Source organism: Streptomyces sp. NRRL S-920, from assembly GCF_000717945.1.
GTDB classification, from domain to species: Bacteria; Actinomycetota; Actinomycetes; order Streptomycetales; family Streptomycetaceae; genus Streptomyces; species Streptomyces alboniger.
The window spans coordinates 44,596-64,729 of the sequence record NZ_JODF01000027.1 but is presented as its reverse complement, the minus strand read 5'-3'; the positions used below and the strand labels follow the sequence as shown (position 1 = coordinate 64,729).

Here is a 20,134-nt window from a genome sequence, read left to right as displayed (position 1 = left end):
GCGCTGCCGCTAACCTCCGCGCATGATTCCCACGGTGGTCTGGGGCACCGGCAACGTGGGCCGCGCGGCCGTGCGTGCCGTCGCGGCCCATCCGGCGCTGACGCTCGCGGCGGTCGTCGTGCACAGCCCGGCCAAGGTCGGCCGCGACGCGGGCGAACTCGCCTTCCTGGGCCGGAGCTTGGGCGTGGCGGCGACCGACGACGCCGACGCGGTGCTCGCCGCCAGGCCGCGCGCGGTGGTGTACGCGGCCTCCGGCGACCTGCGCCCCGCCGAGGCACTCGACGATGTGGTCAAGGCGGTCCGCGCGGGGGCAGTAGTCGTCACGCCCGCCCTCTACCCCCTCTACGATTGGCGCGGCGCGCCCCCGGAGTTCAGGGACCCGGTCCTCGCGGCCGTCGCGGAGGGCGGCGGCTCACTCTTCGCCTCCGGGGTGGACCCCGGCTGGGCCAACGACGTACTGCCCCTGCTGCTCAGCGGGGTCGGCACCACCATCGACGCGATCCGCTGCCAGGAGATCTTCGACTACACCACGTACGACCAGGAGGGCTCGGTCCGCGACCTGATCGGCATGGGGCACCCGATGGAGTACGCGCCACCGATGCTCGCCCCCTCCGTCCCGACGATGGTGTGGGGCGGCCAGGTGCGCCTGATGGCGAGGGCGCTCGGCGCCGAACTCGCGGACATACGCGAGACGTTGGAGCGGCGCGCGCTCGACACGACGGTGAGCACGCGGACGATGGGGGAGTTCGCGGCGGGCACCCAGGGCGCCGTCCGCTTCGAGGTGCAGGGCGTCGTCGGGGGCGAACCCCGCATCGTCATCGAGCACATCACCCGCATCCACCCGTCCTGCGCGCCGGACTGGCCCTCCCCGCCCGGCGGCGGCGCAGGCGCCCACCGCGTCGTCGTCGAGGGCCGCCCCCGCATCGAGGTCACGGTCGAGGCCACCGACGAGGACGAGAACCGATCCGCGGGCGGCAACGCCACCGCCGTCGGCCGGCTGGTCAACGCCATCGACTGGCTCGTGGACGCCGGACCCGGCCTCTACGACGCGCTCGACGTCCCGCTGCGCCCGGCGGCGGGCCGGCTCGGAAGGAAGTGACCCATGGGTGAGGGCCCGCGCATCGACATCCCCGAGGGGCAGGACCCCATCGCGTACGTGTGGGGCGAGATGGTCCCCGAGATCGGCGCGGCGGCGTCCGGCTTCTCGCTCGCGGTGTACGCCCATACGACCCTCGGCCTGCGTGAGTTCGAGGCGGCGCGGCTGCGGATCGCCCAGATCAACGGATGCGTCTTCTGCCTCGACTGGCGCACCGAGCGCGACGGGCACAGGGTCGAGGAGGAGTTCGCCGACGCGGTGACCCGGTGGCGCACCACCGACGCCTTCGACGACCGCACGAGGCTGGCCGCGGAGTACGCCGAGCGGTACGCCCTGGACCACCACCACCTCGACGAGGAGTTCTGGACGCGGATGACCGCGCACTACAGTCAGGCCGAGATCGTGGAGCTGAGCATGAGCATCGGGTCGTGGCTGGCGTTCGGCCGGCTCAACCACGTGCTCGGCCTCGACACGGTGTGCGTGCTGCCCAAGCCCTGAGAGCACGCGGGTCGTGGCCCCTCACAGGTCGGCGTCGATGATCTTCTCGATGTTCCGTTCGGCGAGCGCCGTGATGGTCACGAACGGATTGACGCTGGTGTTGCCGGGGATCAGCGCGCCGTCGATGACGTAGAGCCCCGGATGGCCGTGCAGGCGGCCGTAGTTGTCGGTGGCCCTGTCGAGGACCGCGCCGCCCAGCGGGTGGTACGTGAGGTGGTCGCCCCAGGTCTTGTACGTGCCGAAGAGATCGGTGCGGTAGATCGTGCCCTCCTTGGCGTTGATCTTGTCGAAGATGGTCCTGGCGGCGTCGATGGAGGGTTGCTTCCAGGCGGTCTGCCAGTTCAGCTCCGCCCGGCCCGCCGCCGTGTTCCAGGAGAACTCGGCGCGGTGCGGGTTCTTGGTGATCGACAGATAGAACGACGCGTATGTCTCGATCCCGGTCGGCAGCGGCGCCACCTCGGCGAACGCGCCGCCCGCGGCCCAGTTGTCGATGCCGGCCGTGGGAATGGACGACTGGAGACTGCCGGTGGCGTCCCACATGTGGTTGGCGCGGCCGCACATCACGTTGCCGTTGTCTCCCCAGCCCCTGCCCACCTCGCCGTTGAGGCGGGGCAGCGCGCCGGTCGCCCTCAGCTTGACCAGGAGCTTGCTGGTGCCGACGCTGCCCGCCGCGAAGAAGACCTTGTCGGCCGTCATCTCCTTGGTGGCGACGGTGTCGCCACCGGTGTTGATCTGGTCGATGGTGACGGTGTAGCCGCCACCGGCCGCCGGTGTGACCGAAGTGACCTTGTGCAGCGGGGAGATGGTGACCCGGCCGGTCGCCCTCGCGCGGGCGAGATAGGTCTGTTGCAGCGTCTTCTTGCCGTGGTTGTTGCCGTAGAGGATCTCCCCGGCGAGCGCCGACCTGGTGGCAGTGCCCGCCTGCTCCCGCTTCATGTAGTCCCAGTCGTACACGTCGGGCACGAAGACGAACGGGAAGCCGGAGCGCTGCGCGTGCTTGCGGCCGACCCGGGCGTACTGGTAGCACTCGGCCGTCTCGAACCAGGCGGGGTCGATGGTGCTCACCCCGAGGGCTGCGTTGGCGCGCGGGTAGTAAGTGCCGTACATCTCGCCCGCGTTGACCGAGGGGAGCACGGCGGCGAAGTTCTCCCGCCGAGGCGTGACCGCCATGCCGCCGTTGACCAGCGAGCCGCCGCCGACGCCCCGGCCCTGGTAGACGGTGATGCCGCCGAACTCCTCGGCGTCCAGGATCCCCGTGTGGCGCGGCACGTCCTTGTCGAGCGGGAAACCGAGGAAGTTGCTCAGGGGCTGCTTGGTCCTGGTGCGCAGCCAGAAGGAACGGATGTCCGGGCGCGTGGTGTTGGCGAAGATCTTGCCGTCGGAGCCCGGGGTGTCCCAGGCCATGCCCATCTCGGCCATGTGCACGTCGACACCCGCCTCGGCGAGCCGCAGGGCGGCGACGGCGCCGCCGTAGCCGGTGCCGATCACCAGGGCGGGCACGCGGGCGCCGTCGAGGGCACGGGCCGGTGTGGCGTGGCCCGCGAGTGCGACGGCACCGAGAATGGAACTCGTTCCTGCCAGGAATCTTCGACGTGACAGGCCGTCAGATGTCTTGTTGTGCTGGGTCGTCGGGTCCATGTGACCTTCCTCACGTTTGGCTTAATCGCAACGAGTTCTACTGCCGCTTGCATGGGAAGTCACGTCATACCAAAAAGTAACTTCTGTCCGGTCCCCCACCCCTCATGGTGGACCCCCTACGGCACGCCCAGCTCACTCCGCAGCCGGTCCAGGAGCGCGCGGGCCGCCGGGCTCGCGGGGCCGTCCTTGCGCCAAGTCAGGGCGATGCGTCCGCGCGGGCGCGGGTCGGTGATGAGCAGGGTGCGCAGGCCCAGCCCCGTGGTCATGCCCGGGGGCAGCGCGGGCAGCACCGCCACGCCGAGCCCGCGCGCGGCGAGCCGGGTCAGGACGTCGGGGGAGGCCGCCTCGAAGGCGATGCGCGGCTTGAATCCCGCCGCGGCGCACGCCCCGTCGAGCACCCCGCGCAGACCGGTGCCGCGCGGCAGACTGATCAGCGGTCGGCCGGCCAGCTCGGCGAGCGGCACCTCGGTGCGGCCCACCGGGTGCAGGAGGGGATCGCCGGGAGCCACGGCCGCGACCAGCGGCTCGTCGACCACGATGTCCAGCGCCACGTCCGGCGGCGGCTCGTCCGCCGTCAGGCCGAGCAGCGCGATGTCCAGCTCGCCCCGCCGCACCGCGGTCAGCATCCGGTCGGAGGTGTCCTCCGTGAGGGAGATCTCCACCCGGGGGCGCGCGTCATGGAAGTCGGCGACCACGGACACCACGTCGAACTCCTGGGTGGCGGCGCCCGACACGAGCCCCAGGACGACCTGGCCGCGCAGCAGCCCCGCGAACTCGTCCGCCGTGCCCCGCGCTCCCTCGACGGCGGCGAGCGCGGCCCGCGCGTAGGGCAGCACCGCTCGGCCCACCTCCGTCGGGGTCACCGTCCGGCCGCCACGGTCCAGCAGCCGATGGCCCAACTCCCTCTCAAGCCGCTGTATTTGCGCGCTGACGCCGGGCTGCGCCACATGCAGCCGGGCGGCGGCACGGGTGAAGTTGGCCTCTTCGACCACGGCCACGAAGTACTGGAGTTGCCGGAGTTCCATAACCGACGATGCTAATGGCGAGAAGAAGAAGCTCTTGGACTTATCGCCGGGCCTTGATCACCCTGGACCCATGGGAAAGACGACCGGGAACGAGCGCCACATCCGCGCCGAGATCGCCGCAGAACGCCGCGAACTGGCCGACCTCTTCGACGGGTTGAGCCCCGCCCAGTGGGACGCCCCCTCGCTCTGCGCGGGCTGGCGCGTACGCGAGGTCGTCGCGCACATGTCCCTCGGCTTCCGCCGCTCCCTGCCCATGACGCTCCTCGACATCGTCAAGGCGGGCGGCAGCCTGCACCGCATGACGGACCGCCGCGCCCGCGCGGACGCCGCCGCCCTGCCGCCCGCCCGGCTCGCCGCATCCATACGGGACAACGCGCACCACCCCTGGACGCCCCCGGTCGGCGGATACACCTCCGCGCTGGCCCACGACGTGGTGCACGGCCTCGACGTCACCGTCGCCCTCGGCCTGGAGCGAGCAGTTCCCGCCGAGCGCCTGCGCATCCCCCTGGGTGCCGTCGACGCCAAGAGCCTCCGGTTCTTCGGGGCCGACCTCACGGGCGTCGCGCTGCACGCCGACGACCTCGACTGGTCGTACGGCAGCGGCATCCCCGTACGCGGCGCGGCGCAGGACCTGCTGCTCGTCGCGTTCGGCCGCAAGGTGCCGCCGGGCAGGCTGCGTGGCGAGGGGTGCGAGCGGTACCTCCTGAGGTGAACGAGAGGTATTTCGCGGCCGGTTGTCACAAACGGCCCTGTTGGATCCGTCATACATGCGACCTACTCTGGAGAGCGCCTGAAAGGGAGTCGCATGAGCGGAAGCATCGAGCGCACCGGGGCAAGCGGAGGACGAGGACGGCCAGGGCGCGGGGAGCGGGTCGCGGACTGGGCGGACGGGCGCCTTGGCATCAACACCCTGGCCAAGAGCCAGATGCGCAAGATCTTTCCGGATCACTGGTCGTTCATGTTCGGCGAGATCTGCCTCTACAGCTTTCTGATCCTGATCCTCACCGGCACCTATCTGACCCTGTTCTTCGAGCCGAGCATGGCCGAGGTCACCTACGACGGCCCCTATGTGCCGCTCAAGGGCCTCCAGGTGTCGAGGGCGTTCGAGTCCACGCTGGAGATCAGCCTGGAGGTGCGCGGCGGCCTGCTGATCCGGCAGATCCACCACTGGGCCGCGCTCGTCTTCGTCGCGGGCATGATGGTCCACATGATGCGGGTGTTCTTCACCGGCGCCTTCCGCAAGCCGCGCGAGGTCAACTGGCTCTTCGGCTGGACCCTGTTGATGCTCGCCATCATCACCGGCCTGACCGGGTACTCGCTCCCCGACGACCTGCTCTCGGGCACCGGCGTCCGCTTCGCGCACGGCGCGATCCTCTCGATCCCCGTCGTCGGGACCTACCTCGCGTTCTTCCTGTTCGGCGGGGAGTTCCCGGGCGAGGACATCGTGGCGCGGTTCTACCCGATCCACATCCTGCTGCTGCCGGGCATCATGCTCGGGCTGGTCGTCGCCCACCTGATCCTGGTCTTCTACCACAAGCACACCCAGTTCGCCGGGCCCGGAAAGACCGAGAAGAACGTGGTCGGCGCGCCGTTCCTGCCCATCTACATCGCCAAGGCGGGCGGCTTCTTCTTCCTCGTCTTCGGCGTACTCGCGATCATGGGCGCGGTCGCCTCCATCAACCCCGTCTGGGCCATCGGCCCCTACCGCCCCGATACGGTCTCCACCGGCGCCCAACCCGACTGGTACCTCGGCTTCTCCGAGGGGCTGATCCGGGTGATGCCCGCCTGGGAGATCAACATCTGGGGGCACACGCTCGCCCTCGGCGTCTTCATCCCGTTCGCGCTCTTCCCGCTGATCATGACGGCCATCGCGGTCTACCCGTTCGTCGAGGCCTGGGTCACCGGCGACAGGCGGGAGCACCACATCGCGGACCGGCCCCGCAACACACCGGTGCGCACCGGGTTCGGCGTCGCCTGGCTGACGCTGTACTTCGTGCTGCTGATCGGCGGCGGCAACGACATCGTCGCCACGCACTTCCACCTGTCGATCAACGTCATCACGTGGTTCGTGCGGATCGCCTTCTTCGTCGCGCCCGTCCTCGCCTTCGTCGTCACCCACCGGATCTGTCTCGGCCTCCAGCGCAGGGACCGCGAGAAGGTGCTCCACGGCCGCGAGACCGGCACCATCAAACGCCTGCCGCACGGCGAGTACGTCGAGATCCACGAGCCCCTGCCCCAGGCGGAGCTGTACCGCCTGACCGCCCACGAACAACCCCAGCCCTACGAGATCGGCCCCCTGGTCGACGCCAACGGCGTGGCCCGCAAGGTCCCCCGCTCCGAACGCCTGCGCTCACGCCTCTCCCGCGCCATGTACGGCCCCAAGGCGCAGGTGCCGAAGGCGACGGCGGAGGAGTACCTGGCGATCCAGCGGGGCGAGGGTGATCACCACTGACGGGGCAACTCGGTTAGCCTCACACGGTGATGGCATCCGAGAGCACCCCGAAGCTGCTGGCGATCAGCGACCTGCACGTCGCGTACGCGGAGAACAGGAAGTACGTCGAGACCATTCGGCCAGAGACGGACGGGGACTGGCTGATCGTCGCCGGTGACGTCGCCGAGCGCATGGCCGACATCGAGTGGGCGCTGAGCACGCTCGCCGGGCGGTTCGCCAAGGTGGTGTGGTCGCCCGGCAACCACGAGCTGTGGACGCCCAAGGACGACCCGGTCCAGCTGCGCGGCGAGGAGCGCTACCAGCACCTCGTCGCGCTCTGCCGCGAACTGGGCGTCGCCACTCCCGAGGACCCCTACCCCGTGTGGCGCGGCGCGGGCGGGCCCGTCACCGTGGCCCCGCTATTCCTCCTCTACGACTACAGCTTCCGCCCCGGCGGGACGCGGACCAAGGAGGAGGCCCTCGCGGTCGCGCACGAGGCGGGTGTCGTCTGCACCGACGAGTACTTCCTGCACCCCGACCCCTACGCCACCCGCGACGACTGGTCGCGGGCGCGCGTCAAGCTCACCGAGGAGCGCCTCGCCGAGCGGCCCGCCGGGATGCCCACCGTCCTCATCAACCACTGGCCCCTGCTGCGCGAGCCCACCCGCATCCTGCGCTACCCGGAGTTCGCCCTGTGGTGCGGCACCGAGCTGACCGCGGACTGGCACGTGAAGTACGACGCGGCGGCCGTCGTCTACGGCCATCTGCACATACCGCGCACGACCTGGCACGACGGCGTGCCGCACGTGGAGGCGTCCGTCGGGTACCCGCGCGAGTGGCGCAGGGACTTCCACCCCGACCCGCGGCTGCGGCAGATCCTGCCGGCGCCCGAGGAGCGCCAGGAGCGCTGAGGGCCGTTGTCAGTGCCTCCCCATAGAGTGAAATCACTCGGTAAGCCTGGGGAGAAGGAGCAGCAGCATGTCCGCCAACAGGATTCAGCACAAGGTGAATCACGTCGCGCTGGTAGTGGACTGTTCGGGTTCCATGCGTCCGCACGAGCATCAGCTCGTGCGCGTCGTGGACGAGTTCGTGGCGGGATTGAAGGCCGAATCGGACAGCCTCGGCCACGAGACCCGCATCAGCCTCTACTCATTCGACCACCGGGTGGAGAATTTGGTCTGGGACATGGACGTGAAGCACCTTCCGTCCATGCGCGGCCTGTACCAGGTGAACAATGGGGCGACGGCACTCATCGAGGCCTCACTGAAGTCCCTGGACGACCTGGGCCATATATGGGAGGAATACGGCGAGCACAGCTTCCTCCAGATCGTGGTGACGGACGGCGAGGAGAACGCCTCCGGCGGCGACCGGCGGCATGACGGCGACATGGCCATCCTCGGCCCCTGGCTCGACAGGATCGCGGCCAAGATGGGCGGGCTCCCCGGCCACTGGACCTCCGCGATCCTCGTCCCGAACTCCCTGGCCAAGCGCACCGCGCAGAACTACGGCTTCCCGGCCGGGAACATCGCCATCTGGGACGCGGACTCCCAGGAGGGCGTCGAGGAGGCCATCGGCACCGTGCGCGCCGCCGCCACCAGCTTCCTGCGGGCCCGCGAGAAGGGTGTGCGCGGCACAAAGAATCTGTTCGCCGTCGGCCAGGACATATCGATCGACGAGGTGCGGGCGAACCTGGAGCCGATTCCGGCGAACAAGTACCGGCTCCTGAAGGTCGACAAAGAGGCCGAGATCCGTCCCTTCGTCGACTCGCATCCGGGAGTGACGTACGAACGTGGCGCGTGCTATTACCAATTGGGCGCCCGTGCCCAGGTCCAGCCGAACAAGGAAGTCATCGTGGTGGAGAAGGACACCGACCGCGCCTATACCGGAGACGCGGCACGCAGCCTTCTGTTCGGTACGGGCATTCAGGGAACCGTCTCGGTGAAGGCGGGCAACAATCCCAAGCTGGAGGTCTATGTGCAGAGCCGCTCGGTGAACAGGAAACTCAAGCCGAATACGCGTCTGCTCATCATGCTCTGAGTTCCCAGGGGCACGGCCCGGTGCCTTCGCACCAGGCCGCCAGGTCCGCGCCGTTCACGCAGACTATTCCGCACTGCTGCGCGTATTCGAGGGCGGGGGCGGTGAAGTCGCTCGTGGTGACGAGCGCCGCCACGTCGGCGCCGTGGACGGTGAAGCACGTACCGCCGAAGCGCTGGAGGTCCTGTGAGCCGACCTTGTTGTCCTCGCCGTACCGCTTGCACTGGATGACGACCCGGCGCCCGTCGGGGGCCACCGCCAGGACGTCGGCGCCCAAGTCGCATGCCCCGCCCACCACATCGACGTCCCGGCACGCGTCCCGCGCGCACAGGTCCGCTATGGCCTGCTCGAAGGCGTCGGCGTCGAGGGCGGTGTAGTCGACGTAGTCGACCCGCGCCTCGGCAAGGACGGCTGTCGGCTCAAGGATCTCGGAAGCCTGCTCGGCCGCCTCGTCCAGAGCTTCGGCCGCGCGCCGCGCATACCTCGCCGCGGAGAAGCGGCGCCACCGGGAACGGCCAAGTAAGGCGGCGGCGAGGCCCACGGCGAGGAGTGAACCGATCCACAGGGGGCGGCTCTCGACCATGCGGGCCGCGGCGCGCGCCAGGAAGACCGCGCCGCACAGGACGACAGCCAGGAGAACGAAGAACAGGGCGGTCGCGCGCAGGTCGAAGCGCCGTTCCCGGTCCCTGCGTCGAAGGGGACGCGTGGGTACGGTCATGCCACTCCCTCACGATGAACGCCGGCGAAGATCACTCATCCACGCCTGCCCTAGATCGACATCGTTAAAAGAGCGGCCGAGCACGTGCGGGTGCGGGCACTCACCTTTCAAGGTCCTTGTGCGCCGTCTCCGGCAACCGCAGATACACCACCGACGACACGAGGCACAGCACGGCCACGTACACGGGGAACAGCCCGGGGGAGCCGATCTCCTTGAACAGGGTCCCCACGTACGGCGCCGTGCCGCCGAACAGCGCGACGGTCAGCGAGTACGGGAAGCCGATCCCGGCCGCGCGGACCCTCGCGGGGAACACCTCCGCGTTCACCGCCGCCGAGATCGACGTGAACCCGGTGAGCAGCACCATCCCGGCGCACTGCACGAGCAGCAGCGAAAGGAACGACCCCGAGAGGGACTTCAGCAGCGGCACGCTGAGGGCCGCGAAGCCGATGCCGAAGAACAAAAGCAGCGGCCTGCGCCCCACACGGTCCGAGAGCAGGCCGCCGAGCGGCTGGAGCAGGGCGAAGAACGCGAGCGAGAGCGTGCCCGCCAGCAGCGCCTGGCCCTTGCTGATGTCGGTGTTCAGCTCGGCGTACGTCGGCAGGTACGACGTCCACGTGTAGTAGGCGATGGTGCCGCCCGCGGTGATGCCGCAGATCAGCAGCGACTGGCGCGGATGCCGGCGCAGGGCGTCGAAGAGCCCGGGGCGTTCGCCCCGTTCGGCAGGGGGCTCATGTGTCTCGTACGCGCCCTGCCTGATCCAGAAGCCGGCCAGGCTGAGCAGCGCCCCGAGCAGGAAGGGCAGCCGCCAGCCCCAGCCGTCCATCTGTCCGTCGGAGAGGGTGGCGACCAGCAGTGCCGCGACGCCCGAGGCGGCCAGCTGGCCGGCGGTCGTGGAGACGTACTGGAAACTGGAGAACAGACCGCGTCGCCCCGGGCCCGCCGACTCCACGAGAAAGGTGGTCGACGCGGCGAACTCGCCGCCCACGGACAGCCCTTGGAGTAGCCGCGCCGCGACCAGCACCACCGGAGCGAGCACACCCACGGACGCGTAGGTCGGGGTCAGGCCGACCAGCAGACTGCTGGCGCCCATCAGCAGGATGGTGACGGTCAGCGCGCTCCGCCTGCCGCGCCGGTCGGCGACGGCGCCCATCAGCAGGCCGCCGACCGGCCGCATGAAGAAGCCGACGGCGAAGACGGCGAACGTGGAGAGCAGCGGCACCAGGGAGTTCCCGGCGCTCTTGGGGAAGACCTGGTCGGCGATGTAGGTGGCGAGGAAGGTGTACGCGTACCAGTCGTACCACTCCACGGCGTTGCCGACGGAGGCGGCGAGCAACTGCCGTACGGGGCGCCGCTCGCGATCGGGCTCGTGCGCGGGCTCATGGGCGGGGGAGCCGTCGGCCACCTGCTCGTCCTGCTGTGTCATGACCACGACCCTCCCCTGCTCGGCGGCGCCGCACACGTGGTGTCCGTCAGACGGACACGGCATCCCGGTACCGGCGCCGTCAGCCCTATCAGCCCTGTCAGCCGGTCGTCGGCTTGTACGCGTACACCGCCGTCGTCACCAGGCACGGCAGCGGCGGCACCACCTCGACGCGCAAGGTGCGGCGCACGGCGTCGTAGTCCACGCCCTCCGTCTCGAAAGTCCCGGCGCAGGCGCTGCGCCGCGGCGAGGCGAAGAGGGAGGTGACGCGGCCGGTCACGGGCCGCCCGTCGAGCGCGCGCTCCAGGTCGACCTGGAGCACCGGGCGGTCCTCGGGGAACAGCTCCTTGGACGCGTCGTTCGAGGCGCACACCAGCCGCGTGGCGGAGGCGAAGTCGCAGCCCTGGACGTCCCGCACGGGCTTGTCGAGCGTGATCTGCCCGGCCTGGGGGAGCGGCCCGCCGGTCGACGGCGTCGAGGGGTTGAGCAGCGGCGCGGGGAAGACCTGGAGGCGCTTCTGGTCGCCCCACTCGCCGGACACCAGCCAGCGCGCGTCCGGGGAGACGGCGGCGAAGGAGTTGTTGAGCTTCTCGCCCGCGTCGAGCTGATGCTCGTAGAGGTAGCGCTTCCCACCGGGGGTGGTGACCGCGAACATCTTCGACTTCGCGGCGTCGCCGCCCTGGTAGGCGTCGAAGGTGTGCCCGTCCGCGATGTCGGGGTCGCCGATGTGCCCCCAGCCCTTGGCGCGCAGGGCGAGCGGTATCGAGCCGAGCCCCCGGTGGAGGAGCCCGCCGTCCGCGCGGCTCGCGAGCCCCTGGCTGCCGGTGAGGGAGTTGACGTACGAGGTGCCGGACTCCTGCCAGCCGCCCGGCGGAGGGGCGGGCGCGGCCGCCGCGCCGCCGCCCGTCATCACCGCCAGAGCGACGGCACCGAACAGGGCGGTTGATGCCTCCCAAAGGGTCATCGGGGCGCTACCTCCGTGGGGGGTCGAAACGCTGCCGCGTCATCGTACGTAACGTGAGCCCCGGCGGTAACAGTCGATAACAGTCCGACAGAAGGCGGTTGAAGACGTGAAGCTGGCGATTCTCGGCGGGGGCGGTTTCCGCGTGCCGCTCGTGTACGGGGCCCTCCTCGGCGACCGTGCCGAGGGCCGTGTCACCGACGTCGTCCTGCACGACCTGGACGCCGCGCGGCTCGGCGCTGTCACCCGCGTCCTCGTCGAGCAGGCCGCGGGCGTCCCGGACGCGCCCCTCGTCACCGCGACCACCGACCTCGACGAAGCGCTGCGCGGCGCCGACTTCGTGTTCTCCGCGATCCGGGTCGGCGGCCTGGAGGGACGCGCGGCCGACGAGCGCGTCGCCCTCGCCGAAGGCGTCCTCGGCCAGGAGACGGTCGGCGCGGGCGGCATCGCGTACGGGCTGCGGACCGTGCCCGTCGCCGTGGACATCGCGCGCCGCGTCGCCCGGCTGGCCCCGGACGCCTGGGTCATCAACTTCACCAACCCCGCCGGCCTGGTCACCGAGGCGATGTCGCGCCACGTCGGCGACCGCGTCATCGGCATCTGCGACTCGCCCGTGGGCCTCGGCCGCAGGGTCGCGCAGGTGCTCGGCGGCGACCCCGACGAGGCCTTCATCGACTACGTGGGCCTCAACCACCTCGGCTGGCTGCGCGGCCTGCGCATCGCGGGCCGCGACGAACTGCCGCGCCTGCTCGCCGATCCCGGGCTCCTCGGCTCCTTCGAACAGGGCAGGCTCTTCGGCGCCGACTGGCTCCAGTCGCTCGGCGCGATCCCCAACGAATACCTGCACTACTACTACTTCAACCGCGAGACCGTACGCGCCTACCAGCAGGCGGAGCGGACCCGCGGCGCCTTCCTACACGACCAGCAGGCCCGCTTCTACGACAGCATGCGACAGCCGGCCACCCCCGCCCTCAGGACCTGGACCGACACGCTCGCCGAGCGCGAGGCGGCGTACATGGCGGAGAACAGGCAAGCGGCGGGCGTGGGGGAGCGGGCCGAGGAGGACCTGGAGTCCGGCGGGTACGAGAAGGTCGCCCTCGCGCTGATGCGGGCCATCGCGCGGGACGAGCGGGCGACGCTGATCCTCAACGTCCGCAACGGCACGACCCTCGCCGCCCTGGACGCGGACGCCGTCATCGAGGTGCCGTGCTCCGTCGACGCCAACGGCGCCCACCCCATGGCGGTGGACCCGCTGCCGGGCCACGCCACCGGCCTGGTGTGCTCCGTCAAGGCCGTCGAGCGCGAGGTGCTCGCCGCGGCCGACAGCGGATCGCGCGCCACCGCCGTCAAGGCGTTCGCGCTGCACCCGCTCGTCGACTCGGTGACGGTCGCACGGCGTCTGGTGGACGGCTACCGGGGTGTGCACCCCGGTCTGGCGTACCTGAGATGATCACGACATGAGTCCCGTCGTCTCCATCGGTGCCGCAGCCCGCCGCCCCTGCACGCTCGTCGTGTGCCGGGGCTGCTGCTGCGGCGACGCCCGCAAGAACCCCGGCATCGACCACGCCTGGCAGCTGGAGCGGCTGCGGTCGGCGGCGGCGGCCTCGCGCGGCCGGTTCGCGGTGCGCACCAGCGAGTGCCTCGGGCCGTGCGGCCAGGCCAACATCGTCGTCGTCCAGCCCTCGTACGAGGGGCGCAGGCGCGGCGGCCGCGCGGCCTGGGTCGGCTTCGTCACCGACGACGAGTCGCTGGAGCAGATACTCGCCTGGGCCGAGGCGGGCGGCCCCGGCCTCGCCGAGCCGTCACCGACGCTGGCGCTGCAACTGGTCGACCCCCGGGCCGTCTAGTCGCCTCCGGTCCGCGCCCTAGCCCGCGAGGACCTGGTCCAGGAAGCCGTGCAGGTTCTGGAGGGTCCTGGCGTTCTGCTCCTGCGGCGACAGGCTCTCCTCCAGGCGGCGCGCGAGCACCGTCGTCTTCTTTCCGCGTACGTAGAGGGAGCACGCCAGGTCCGCGCAGATGTACAGGCCCACCGAGTTGCCCTGGCGGCCCGCCGCTCCGGCCTTGGGGGCCACCAGCAGTGTGATGCCCGAGCCGGACTGCGGGGTCACGCAGACCGAGCAGATGCTGGACTTGAGCAGGCTCTTGCGCGGCCCGCTGGAGGCGCGCAGCGCGATGCCGACGGGCTTGCCGTCCCGCCACGTCACCGCGTAGCCGCGCTCGGGGGCCTTGGGGTCGCGCCAGCCCAGGAAGTCCAGGTCCTGCCAGGGGGTGTCGGCGAAGTCCGCCGGCAGCGTGAGCCTGCTCGCCTCGCCCTTGGAGCAGTTCACGAAAGAGGCGCGGATCTCTTTTTCACTGACGGGTTCCATGATCCGGAAGGTATCAACGGACAAACGGAACCGTCGTCCTATTTTTCCCTCAGCGCTCTGTAGAGCGCCCCGACCAGGTGGACGCTGCGCAGATCCTCACCGGACGTCCCGGCACCCACGCGGTTCATCGTGTACGCGTACGAGACGCGGTTCTCCGGGTCGGCGAAGGCGTACGACCCGCCGAGGCCGCCGTGCCCGAAGGCGCGCGGGTTGGGTCCCGCCTGCCCGTACTGGTTGAGCATGTAGCCGAGGCCCCACGGCCACCTCTCGGCGAGCGGCGTGACCACCCGCAGTACCAGGTCGGGCTCGTCGCCGCCGCTGTGCGGCGTGCGCAGCCGCTCCACCGTCTCGGCCGCGAGCAGCCCGCCGCCCGCCAACACCCCGTACACCGCGGCGAGTCCACGCGCGGTGGCGTGGCCGTTGGTGGCCGGGATCTCCGCACCGCGGTAGGCCGCGCCGTTCACGTCGTCGAGCGGCAGGTAGTCGAAGGCCAGCGTGGCCGGTGCCAGCGGGTGCTCGTCGAGACCGCCGACCGGGGGCGCGGGAGCCCCGCCGAGCGCCCGGCGCGAGCCGCCGAGGGTCGGTGCCATGTCCGCGCACCGCCCCTGCTCGCTCTCCGGCGTGCCGACGAAGACATCCGCGCCGAGCGGCCCGGTCACCTCGGAGCGCAGAAACGTGCCGAGCGAGACCCCGCTGACCCTCCGTACGAGTTCACCGACCAGGAAGCCGAACGTCACCGCGTGATAGCCCTGCGCGGTGCCCGGCCGCCACCACGGCGCGGTGTCCGCCAGCGCCCCGGTCACCTTCTCCCAGTCGTACACGGCACCCGGGCCCAAGGGCTCCCGGGGCGCGATCAGGCCGCTGCGGTGGCTCAGCAGCCACCGCACCGGAATGTCCGCCTTGCCCGCCGCGGCGAATCGGGGCCAGTACCGCGCGACCGGCGCGTCCAGGTCCAACTCGCCGCGCTCCACGAGCAGGTGGGCGCAGAGGGCCGTCATGCCCTTGGTCGTGGAGTACACGTTCACCAGCGTGTCGCGTTTCCAGGGGCGCGTGCCCGTCCGGTCGGCGTCACCGCCCCACAGGTCCACGACGCATGTGCCGTCGACCGTGGCCGCGACGGCCGCCCCCAGATCACCGCGCTCGGTGAAGTTCCGCTCGAACTCCTCGCGTACGCGCTCGAAACCGGGCGCGCAGCTGCCGTGGACGCGCACAGACATGGACTCTCCCAGGCGGTGAGACGAATCGGCGGAGCCCCCTCCCGTCCCCCCTCCCGCGTGGCTGCCCGCAGCATTTACCCCGCGGCACGACGAGCAAACCCCCACGCCAGGGCCGTCGGAGCGGTGTTCTTGTGTCCCGCCCACCAGAGGTTGGACTTCTCTTCACCCGCCGGTCACGATCCCTTCCGTATCGCTTGCTCCCCTTGGCACACTTCACCCGCTCGCGTCCCCCACACCACATGAGGTCGACACATTCATGACTGAACTCAACCGGCGCCGTTTCATGCAGCTGGCCGGCGGCACCGCGACCTACGCCGTGCTCAATCAGAGCATCGCCCGCGCCGCCTCCCTGCCCGCGAGGCGTGCCACCGGCACCATCGAGGACGTCGAGCACGTCGTGGTGCTGATGCAGGAGAACCGGTCGTTCGACCACTACTTCGGGACGCTGAAGGGCGTACGCGGCTTCGGTGACCCCCGCCCGGTGACGCTGCCGAACGGCAAGCCCGTCTGGAACCAGCCGAACGGCGGCAAGGAGGTGCTGCCCTTCCACCCGGACGCCGAGAACCTCGGCATGCAGTTCATCGCGGGCCTCGACCACGACTGGGCCGGCGGCCACAAGGCGTTCAACAACGGCAAGTACGACCAGTGGATCCCCGCCAAGTCCGAGCGGACGATGGCATATCTCACGCGCGACGACATACCGTTCCATTACGCGCTCGCCGACGCGTTCACCGTCTGTGACGACTATCACTGCTCGTTCATCGGGGCCACGGACCCCAACCGCTACTACATGCTCACCGGCCACGTCGGGAACGACGGCAAGGGCGGTGGCCCCGTCCTCGGCAACCAGGAGGCGGGCTACGACTGGACGACGTACGCCGAGCGCCTGGAGCAGGCGGGCGTCTCCTGGAAGGTGTACCAGGACATCGGCGACGGCCTGGACGCGGCGGGCCACTGGGGCTGGATCGACGACGCCTACCGGGGCAACTACGGCGACAACTCGCTGCTCTACTTCAACAAGTACCGGAGCGCCAAGCCCGGCGACCCGCTCTACGACAAGGCCCGCACCGGCACCAACGCCAAGGCGGGCGACGGCTACTTCGACCTCCTCACCGCCGACGTGAAGGCGGACCGGCTCCCGCAGGTCTCCTACATCGCCTGCCCGGAGGCCTTCACCGAGCACCCCAACTGGCCGGTGAACTACGGCGCCTGGTACATCGCGCAGGTCCTCGACGCGCTCACCTCCAACCCCGAGGTGTGGGCCAAGACCGCGCTGTTCATCACGTACGACGAGAACGACGGCTACTTCGACCACATCGTCCCGCCGTACGTGCCGAAGGACGCCGCGCAGGGCAAGTCCACCGTCGAGACCACCCTGGACTACTTCCCGGGCAACGCCTCCTACGCGGCCGGGCACTACGGCCTCGGGCAGCGCGTCCCGATGATCGTCGTCTCGCCGTGGAGCACCGGCGGGTTCGTGAACTCGGAGGTCTTCGACCACACGTCGATCATCCGGTTCATGGAGCGGCGCTTCGGCGTCAAGGAGCCGAACATCTCGCCGTGGCGCCGCGCGATCTGCGGCGATCTCACCTCCGCCTTCGACTTCGGCGGCAAGGACACCGACCCTGCAAAGCTGCCCGCCACCGCCGCGTACGAGCCGCCGGACAACAAGCGCCACCCCGACTACGTCCCCAAGGCGCCCACGAGGTCCACGCTGCCCAAGCAGGAGCGGGGAGCCCGCCCGGCGCGCCCCCTGCCGTACGTCCCGCTGGTGGACGGCAGCGCGGACGCGGCCGCCGGGAAGTTCACGCTGACGTTCGGCGGCGGTGACAAGGCGGGCGTCTGCTTCCACGTCCGCTCCGCCAACCGCACCGACGGCCCCTGGACGTACACCACCGCGGCGGGCAGGACGATCTCCGACACCTGGAACTCGGCGTACTCCAACGGCACGTACGACCTGTCGGTGTTCGGCCCGAACGGCTTCCTGCGCACCTTCAAGGGCCCCGGCAAGAAGGCGGGCCCGGAGGTCACCGCCCGGCACGACGGGACGACCGGCAACCTCAAGCTGACCCTGAGGAACGCGGGCAGCGCCGACGTGAACCTCACGCTGACCAACGCCTACGGCGGCACGCCCCAGACGTTCAAGGTCAGGGCGGGCGCCACCGTGTCGCACACCGTCGACCTGCGCTCGGCCAAGCGCTGGTACGACCTGACCGTGAAGTCCGACACCGACCCGGGCTTCCTGCGGCGGTTCGCCGGCCATGTGGAGACCGGCGCGGCGGGCGTGAGCGACCCGGCGATCATCACCGTCTGAGCGTCCGCGGGACCGCTGGGCGCGCGGCGGTCCACCACCCCGCAGGCTGGTACCCGGACCCCCAGGGCCACCCCCAGCAGCTCCGCTGGTGGGACGGCTCCCAGTGGACCCAGCAGACCCACCCGGCCCAGCAGGTCCCCACAAGCTGGAGATCCGCGACGCCTACGGTCAGCCGCGGATGATGCTGACCCGCCCGCGGAAGTTCATGAAGTCGCGGGTGATCGTCGAGCGCGCCGACGGGCAGCCGGTCGGCGAGATCGTCCAGCAGAACGTGATCGGCAAGATCAACTTCGCGATCGTGGCGGACGGCCGGCAGGTCGGCGCGATCAAGGCGGAGAACTGGCGTGCCTGGAACTTCGCGATCGTCGACCACGAGGACAACGAGGTCGCCCGGATCACGAAGACCTGGGAAGGCCTCGCCAAGACCATGTTCACCACCGCGGACAACTACGTCCTACAGATCCATTACCAGCTGCCCGAGCCGCTCCTGAGCCTCGTGGTGGCCACGGCCCTCACCGTCGACACCGCCCTGAAGGGCGCCACTGCTCAGGACCGGGACAGATGCAGCGTCGCCGGCTCCGCGGGGCGGCCGGGGATCGGCGTCAGGAACTCCGGCGCGGGGGCGGCCGCCGGGCCCCGCGGTGAGCGCGTCAGCACCACGACCCCGCAGGCCGCGAGCGCCGCGCCCGCCACCGCGAGGGAGATCCCGCCCGCGCCGCCCCGCAGCCGCTCGCCGAGCAGCGCCACACCGATGACCGAAGCCGCCACCGGGTTCGAGAGGGTCACCACGGCGAGTGGCGCGCCCAGACCGCCGCGGTAGGCGGTCTGCGAGAGCAGCAGGCCACCGGCGGCGAGCGCGGCGACCAGCAGCGCCACCACGACGACCTGCGGATCGAGCAGTGGCCCCGAACGGTCGGTCACGGCGACCGTCACGGTCTGCGTCAGCGCCGAGGCCACCCCGGAGGCGAAGCCGGACGCCGTCGCGTGCCGCAGCCCCGGCCGCGCGCCCGGCCGGGAGAGCACCCCGATGACCGCCGTCGTCGCGGCGGCCACGGCCAGCGCCTCGGGCACCGTCAGGGTGTCGTCCGGAGCCGGTCCCGAAGCGGTCAGGAGCAGCGCGCCGAGGCCGATGAGCGTGAGCCCGGTGCCGCGCCACTCCAGGCGCGTCACCCGGCGCCCCGCGAGCCGCGCGCCGAGCGGTACGGCGACGACGAGGGTGAGCGCCCCCAGCGGCTGGACCAGCGTGAGCGGCCCGTACTTCAGGGCGGCCACGTGCAGCAGGGCCGCGGCCGCGTTGAGCCCGACCGACGACCACCAGGTGCCGCTGCCGAGCATCCGCAGGACCCCGCTCTCCCCCTCGGCGACCCGCGAGGCGAGCCGCTCCTGGGCGACGGCGGCAGCGGCGTACGCACCCGCCGAGACGAGGGAGAGCACGACGGCGAGAAGCGTGGCGCTCACTGTCCGGCCCCCGAGACGGCCAGAGCGGGGGAGGGCACCTCCGGTGCCGGGCCGGGCCGGGGGTCCCCGGAGCGGCGTACCACCAGCGACCGGGCCGGACGCGGCAGCCGGATGACCGCGAGCGCGATACCGAGCAGCGCCGTGGCCGCGAGGGCGTCGAGCCAGTAGTGGTTCGCGGTGCCGACGATCACGAGCAGCGTCAGCAGCGGATGCAGCAGCCACAGCCAGCGCCACCGCGTCGAGGTCGCGACGATCATGCCGATGGCGAGCATCAGCGCCCAGCCGAAGTGCAGGGAGGGCATGGCCGCGAACTGGTTGGCCATGGTGTCGGTCGCGGGTTTGGCGGCGTAGACCGAGGGCCCGTACACCTGCGCCGTGTCCACGAGGTGCGCGGCGTCCAGCATCCGCGGCGGCGCGAGCGGAAAGCCGAGGTGCAGTACGAGCGCGGCGGCGGTCAGCGCGGCGAGGACCCGCCGCGTCCAGACGTAGTGCCGGGGCCGGCGCAGGTAGAGCCAGACGAGGAAGAGCAGCGTCGCCGGGAAGTGCACGGTCGCGTAGTAGGTGTTCGCGGCGTGGATCAGCGTGTCGCCGCTCAGCAGGGCGTCCTGCACGGTGCCCTCGCCGGGCAGGCGCAGCGTCCGCTCGGTGTCCCACACGCGGTGCGCGTTGCGGAACGCCTCGCCGGTGTGTCCGTTGGCGAGCTGCCTGCCGAATTTGTAGACGAGGAAGAGTCCTACGACGAGGAGTAGCTCGCGGACGAGGGGCGGTCGGGCAGATATGTCCGGCTTCCGGACGACGGTGGCGTCCGGCTCCCGGACGGTGATGTCCGGCTCCCGTTCGGCAGGCTCGGTTCGGGATTCCATCCCCCGGCCCCTTTGCGTGATGACTGGGTAGTGCGGTGTCGAGCGAGGATCACCCCGCTCATCGATACGCCAGTGTACCGATACGGCGGCGTACC

Annotated in this window: 18 protein-coding genes and 1 pseudogene; 10 read left to right on the top strand and 9 right to left on the bottom strand. The window is 70.8% G+C overall.

Annotated features, from left to right (window positions below; genetic code table 11):
- The first annotated feature begins 22 nt into the window (after window positions 1–22).
- Window positions 23–1,099 carry a dihydrodipicolinate reductase gene (locus tag IG54_RS0120280; protein ID WP_030786057.1) on the top strand — a complete coding sequence of 359 codons (1,077 nt, stop codon included), beginning with the start codon at window positions 23–25 and terminating at the stop codon, window positions 1,097–1,099.
- A gap of 3 nt (window positions 1,100–1,102) precedes the next feature.
- Window positions 1,103–1,594 carry a carboxymuconolactone decarboxylase family protein gene (locus IG54_RS0120275; RefSeq protein ID WP_030786053.1) on the top strand — a complete coding sequence of 164 codons (492 nt, stop codon included), beginning with the start codon at window positions 1,103–1,105 and terminating at the stop codon, window positions 1,592–1,594.
- Window positions 1,595–1,615: 21 nt separating this feature from the next.
- Here the strand turns inward: IG54_RS0120275 and IG54_RS0120270 are convergent, their stop codons facing one another.
- Together IG54_RS0120270 and IG54_RS0120265 are read right to left on the bottom strand one after the other, a co-directional pair.
- On the bottom strand, window positions 1,616–3,232 hold the full coding sequence (locus tag IG54_RS0120270) for a GMC oxidoreductase (RefSeq protein ID WP_030786050.1): 1,617 nt from the start codon (window positions 3,230–3,232) through the stop codon (window positions 1,616–1,618).
- A gap of 116 nt (window positions 3,233–3,348) precedes the next feature.
- Window positions 3,349–4,257: a LysR family transcriptional regulator gene (locus tag IG54_RS0120265; protein ID WP_030786047.1), complete on the bottom strand. Its 909-nt coding sequence runs from the start codon at window positions 4,255–4,257 to the stop codon at window positions 3,349–3,351.
- Between the two features lie 70 nt (window positions 4,258–4,327).
- Here IG54_RS0120265 and IG54_RS0120260 point away from each other — a divergent pair, with 70 nt between their 5' ends.
- From IG54_RS0120260 to IG54_RS0120245, 4 genes are all read left to right on the top strand, one after another.
- Window positions 4,328–4,969 (top strand): maleylpyruvate isomerase family mycothiol-dependent enzyme, encoded by a 642-nt coding sequence (locus IG54_RS0120260; RefSeq protein ID WP_030786043.1) that lies wholly within the window; start codon window positions 4,328–4,330, stop codon window positions 4,967–4,969.
- A 93-nt stretch (window positions 4,970–5,062) separates the two neighbouring features.
- Window positions 5,063–6,709, top strand: coding sequence for a cytochrome b (locus IG54_RS0120255; protein WP_030786038.1), 1,647 nt, complete (start codon window positions 5,063–5,065; stop codon window positions 6,707–6,709).
- A gap of 29 nt (window positions 6,710–6,738) precedes the next feature.
- Complete coding sequence (locus IG54_RS0120250) at window positions 6,739–7,599, top strand: metallophosphoesterase family protein (RefSeq protein WP_030786034.1); 861 nt, start codon at window positions 6,739–6,741, stop codon at window positions 7,597–7,599.
- 67 nt (window positions 7,600–7,666) lie between these two features.
- A complete protein-coding gene (locus IG54_RS0120245) occupies window positions 7,667–8,725 on the top strand; it encodes a vWA domain-containing protein (RefSeq protein WP_030786031.1) in 1,059 nt (352 codons plus the stop codon).
- Here the strand turns inward: IG54_RS0120245 and IG54_RS0120240 are convergent.
- The 3 genes from IG54_RS0120240 to IG54_RS0120230 all read right to left on the bottom strand — a co-directional run bounded on the left by IG54_RS0120240 (window position 8,715) and on the right by IG54_RS0120230 (window position 11,824).
- Complete coding sequence (locus IG54_RS0120240; RefSeq protein WP_030786028.1) at window positions 8,715–9,440, bottom strand: restriction endonuclease; 726 nt, start codon at window positions 9,438–9,440, stop codon at window positions 8,715–8,717. The two genes, IG54_RS0120245 and IG54_RS0120240, sit on opposite strands and share 11 nt — an antisense overlap.
- Window positions 9,441–9,540: 100 nt before the next feature.
- Window positions 9,541–10,863 (bottom strand): MFS transporter, encoded by a 1,323-nt coding sequence (locus IG54_RS0120235; protein WP_078594302.1) that lies wholly within the window; start codon window positions 10,861–10,863, stop codon window positions 9,541–9,543.
- 97 nt (window positions 10,864–10,960) lie between these two features.
- Window positions 10,961–11,824 carry a hypothetical protein gene (locus tag IG54_RS0120230; protein ID WP_037897484.1) on the bottom strand — a complete coding sequence of 288 codons (864 nt, stop codon included), beginning with the start codon at window positions 11,822–11,824 and terminating at the stop codon, window positions 10,961–10,963.
- Between the two features lie 106 nt (window positions 11,825–11,930).
- On the opposite strand from IG54_RS0120230, the gene IG54_RS0120225 reads away from it, so the two are divergent.
- Window positions 11,931–13,271, top strand: coding sequence for a 6-phospho-beta-glucosidase (locus IG54_RS0120225; RefSeq protein ID WP_030786019.1), 1,341 nt, complete (start codon window positions 11,931–11,933; stop codon window positions 13,269–13,271).
- 7 nt (window positions 13,272–13,278) lie between these two features.
- A complete protein-coding gene (locus IG54_RS0120220; protein WP_030786016.1) occupies window positions 13,279–13,668 on the top strand; it encodes a (2Fe-2S) ferredoxin domain-containing protein in 390 nt (129 codons plus the stop codon).
- A gap of 18 nt (window positions 13,669–13,686) precedes the next feature.
- Here IG54_RS0120220 and IG54_RS0120215 read toward each other — a convergent pair whose 3' ends face one another.
- Complete coding sequence (locus IG54_RS0120215; protein WP_030786012.1) at window positions 13,687–14,187, bottom strand: FBP domain-containing protein; 501 nt, start codon at window positions 14,185–14,187, stop codon at window positions 13,687–13,689.
- Window positions 14,188–14,225: 38 nt separating this feature from the next.
- On the bottom strand, window positions 14,226–15,404 hold the full coding sequence (locus IG54_RS0120210; RefSeq protein ID WP_030786010.1) for a serine hydrolase domain-containing protein: 1,179 nt from the start codon (window positions 15,402–15,404) through the stop codon (window positions 14,226–14,228).
- A gap of 256 nt (window positions 15,405–15,660) precedes the next feature.
- On the opposite strand from IG54_RS0120210, the gene IG54_RS0120205 reads away from it, so the two are divergent.
- Complete coding sequence (locus IG54_RS0120205; RefSeq protein WP_030786008.1) at window positions 15,661–17,718, top strand: phosphocholine-specific phospholipase C; 2,058 nt, start codon at window positions 15,661–15,663, stop codon at window positions 17,716–17,718.
- A pseudogene (locus tag IG54_RS40350) lies at window positions 17,715–18,253 on the top strand (phospholipid scramblase-related protein); the annotation flags it as partial. The gene IG54_RS0120205 and the pseudogene IG54_RS40350, both read left to right, overlap by 4 nt.
- A gap of 11 nt (window positions 18,254–18,264) precedes the next feature.
- On the opposite strand, the gene IG54_RS0120195 reads toward IG54_RS40350, so the two are convergent.
- Together IG54_RS0120195 and IG54_RS0120190 are read right to left on the bottom strand one after the other, a co-directional pair.
- Entirely contained in the window at window positions 18,265–19,176 is a 912-nt protein-coding gene (locus IG54_RS0120195) for a DMT family transporter (protein WP_030786002.1), read from the bottom strand.
- A complete protein-coding gene (locus tag IG54_RS0120190) occupies window positions 19,173–20,039 on the bottom strand; it encodes a phosphatase PAP2 family protein (protein ID WP_030785999.1) in 867 nt (288 codons plus the stop codon). The genes IG54_RS0120195 and IG54_RS0120190 overlap by 4 nt, the downstream gene beginning before the upstream one ends.
- Window positions 20,040–20,134: the final 95 nt, after the last annotated feature.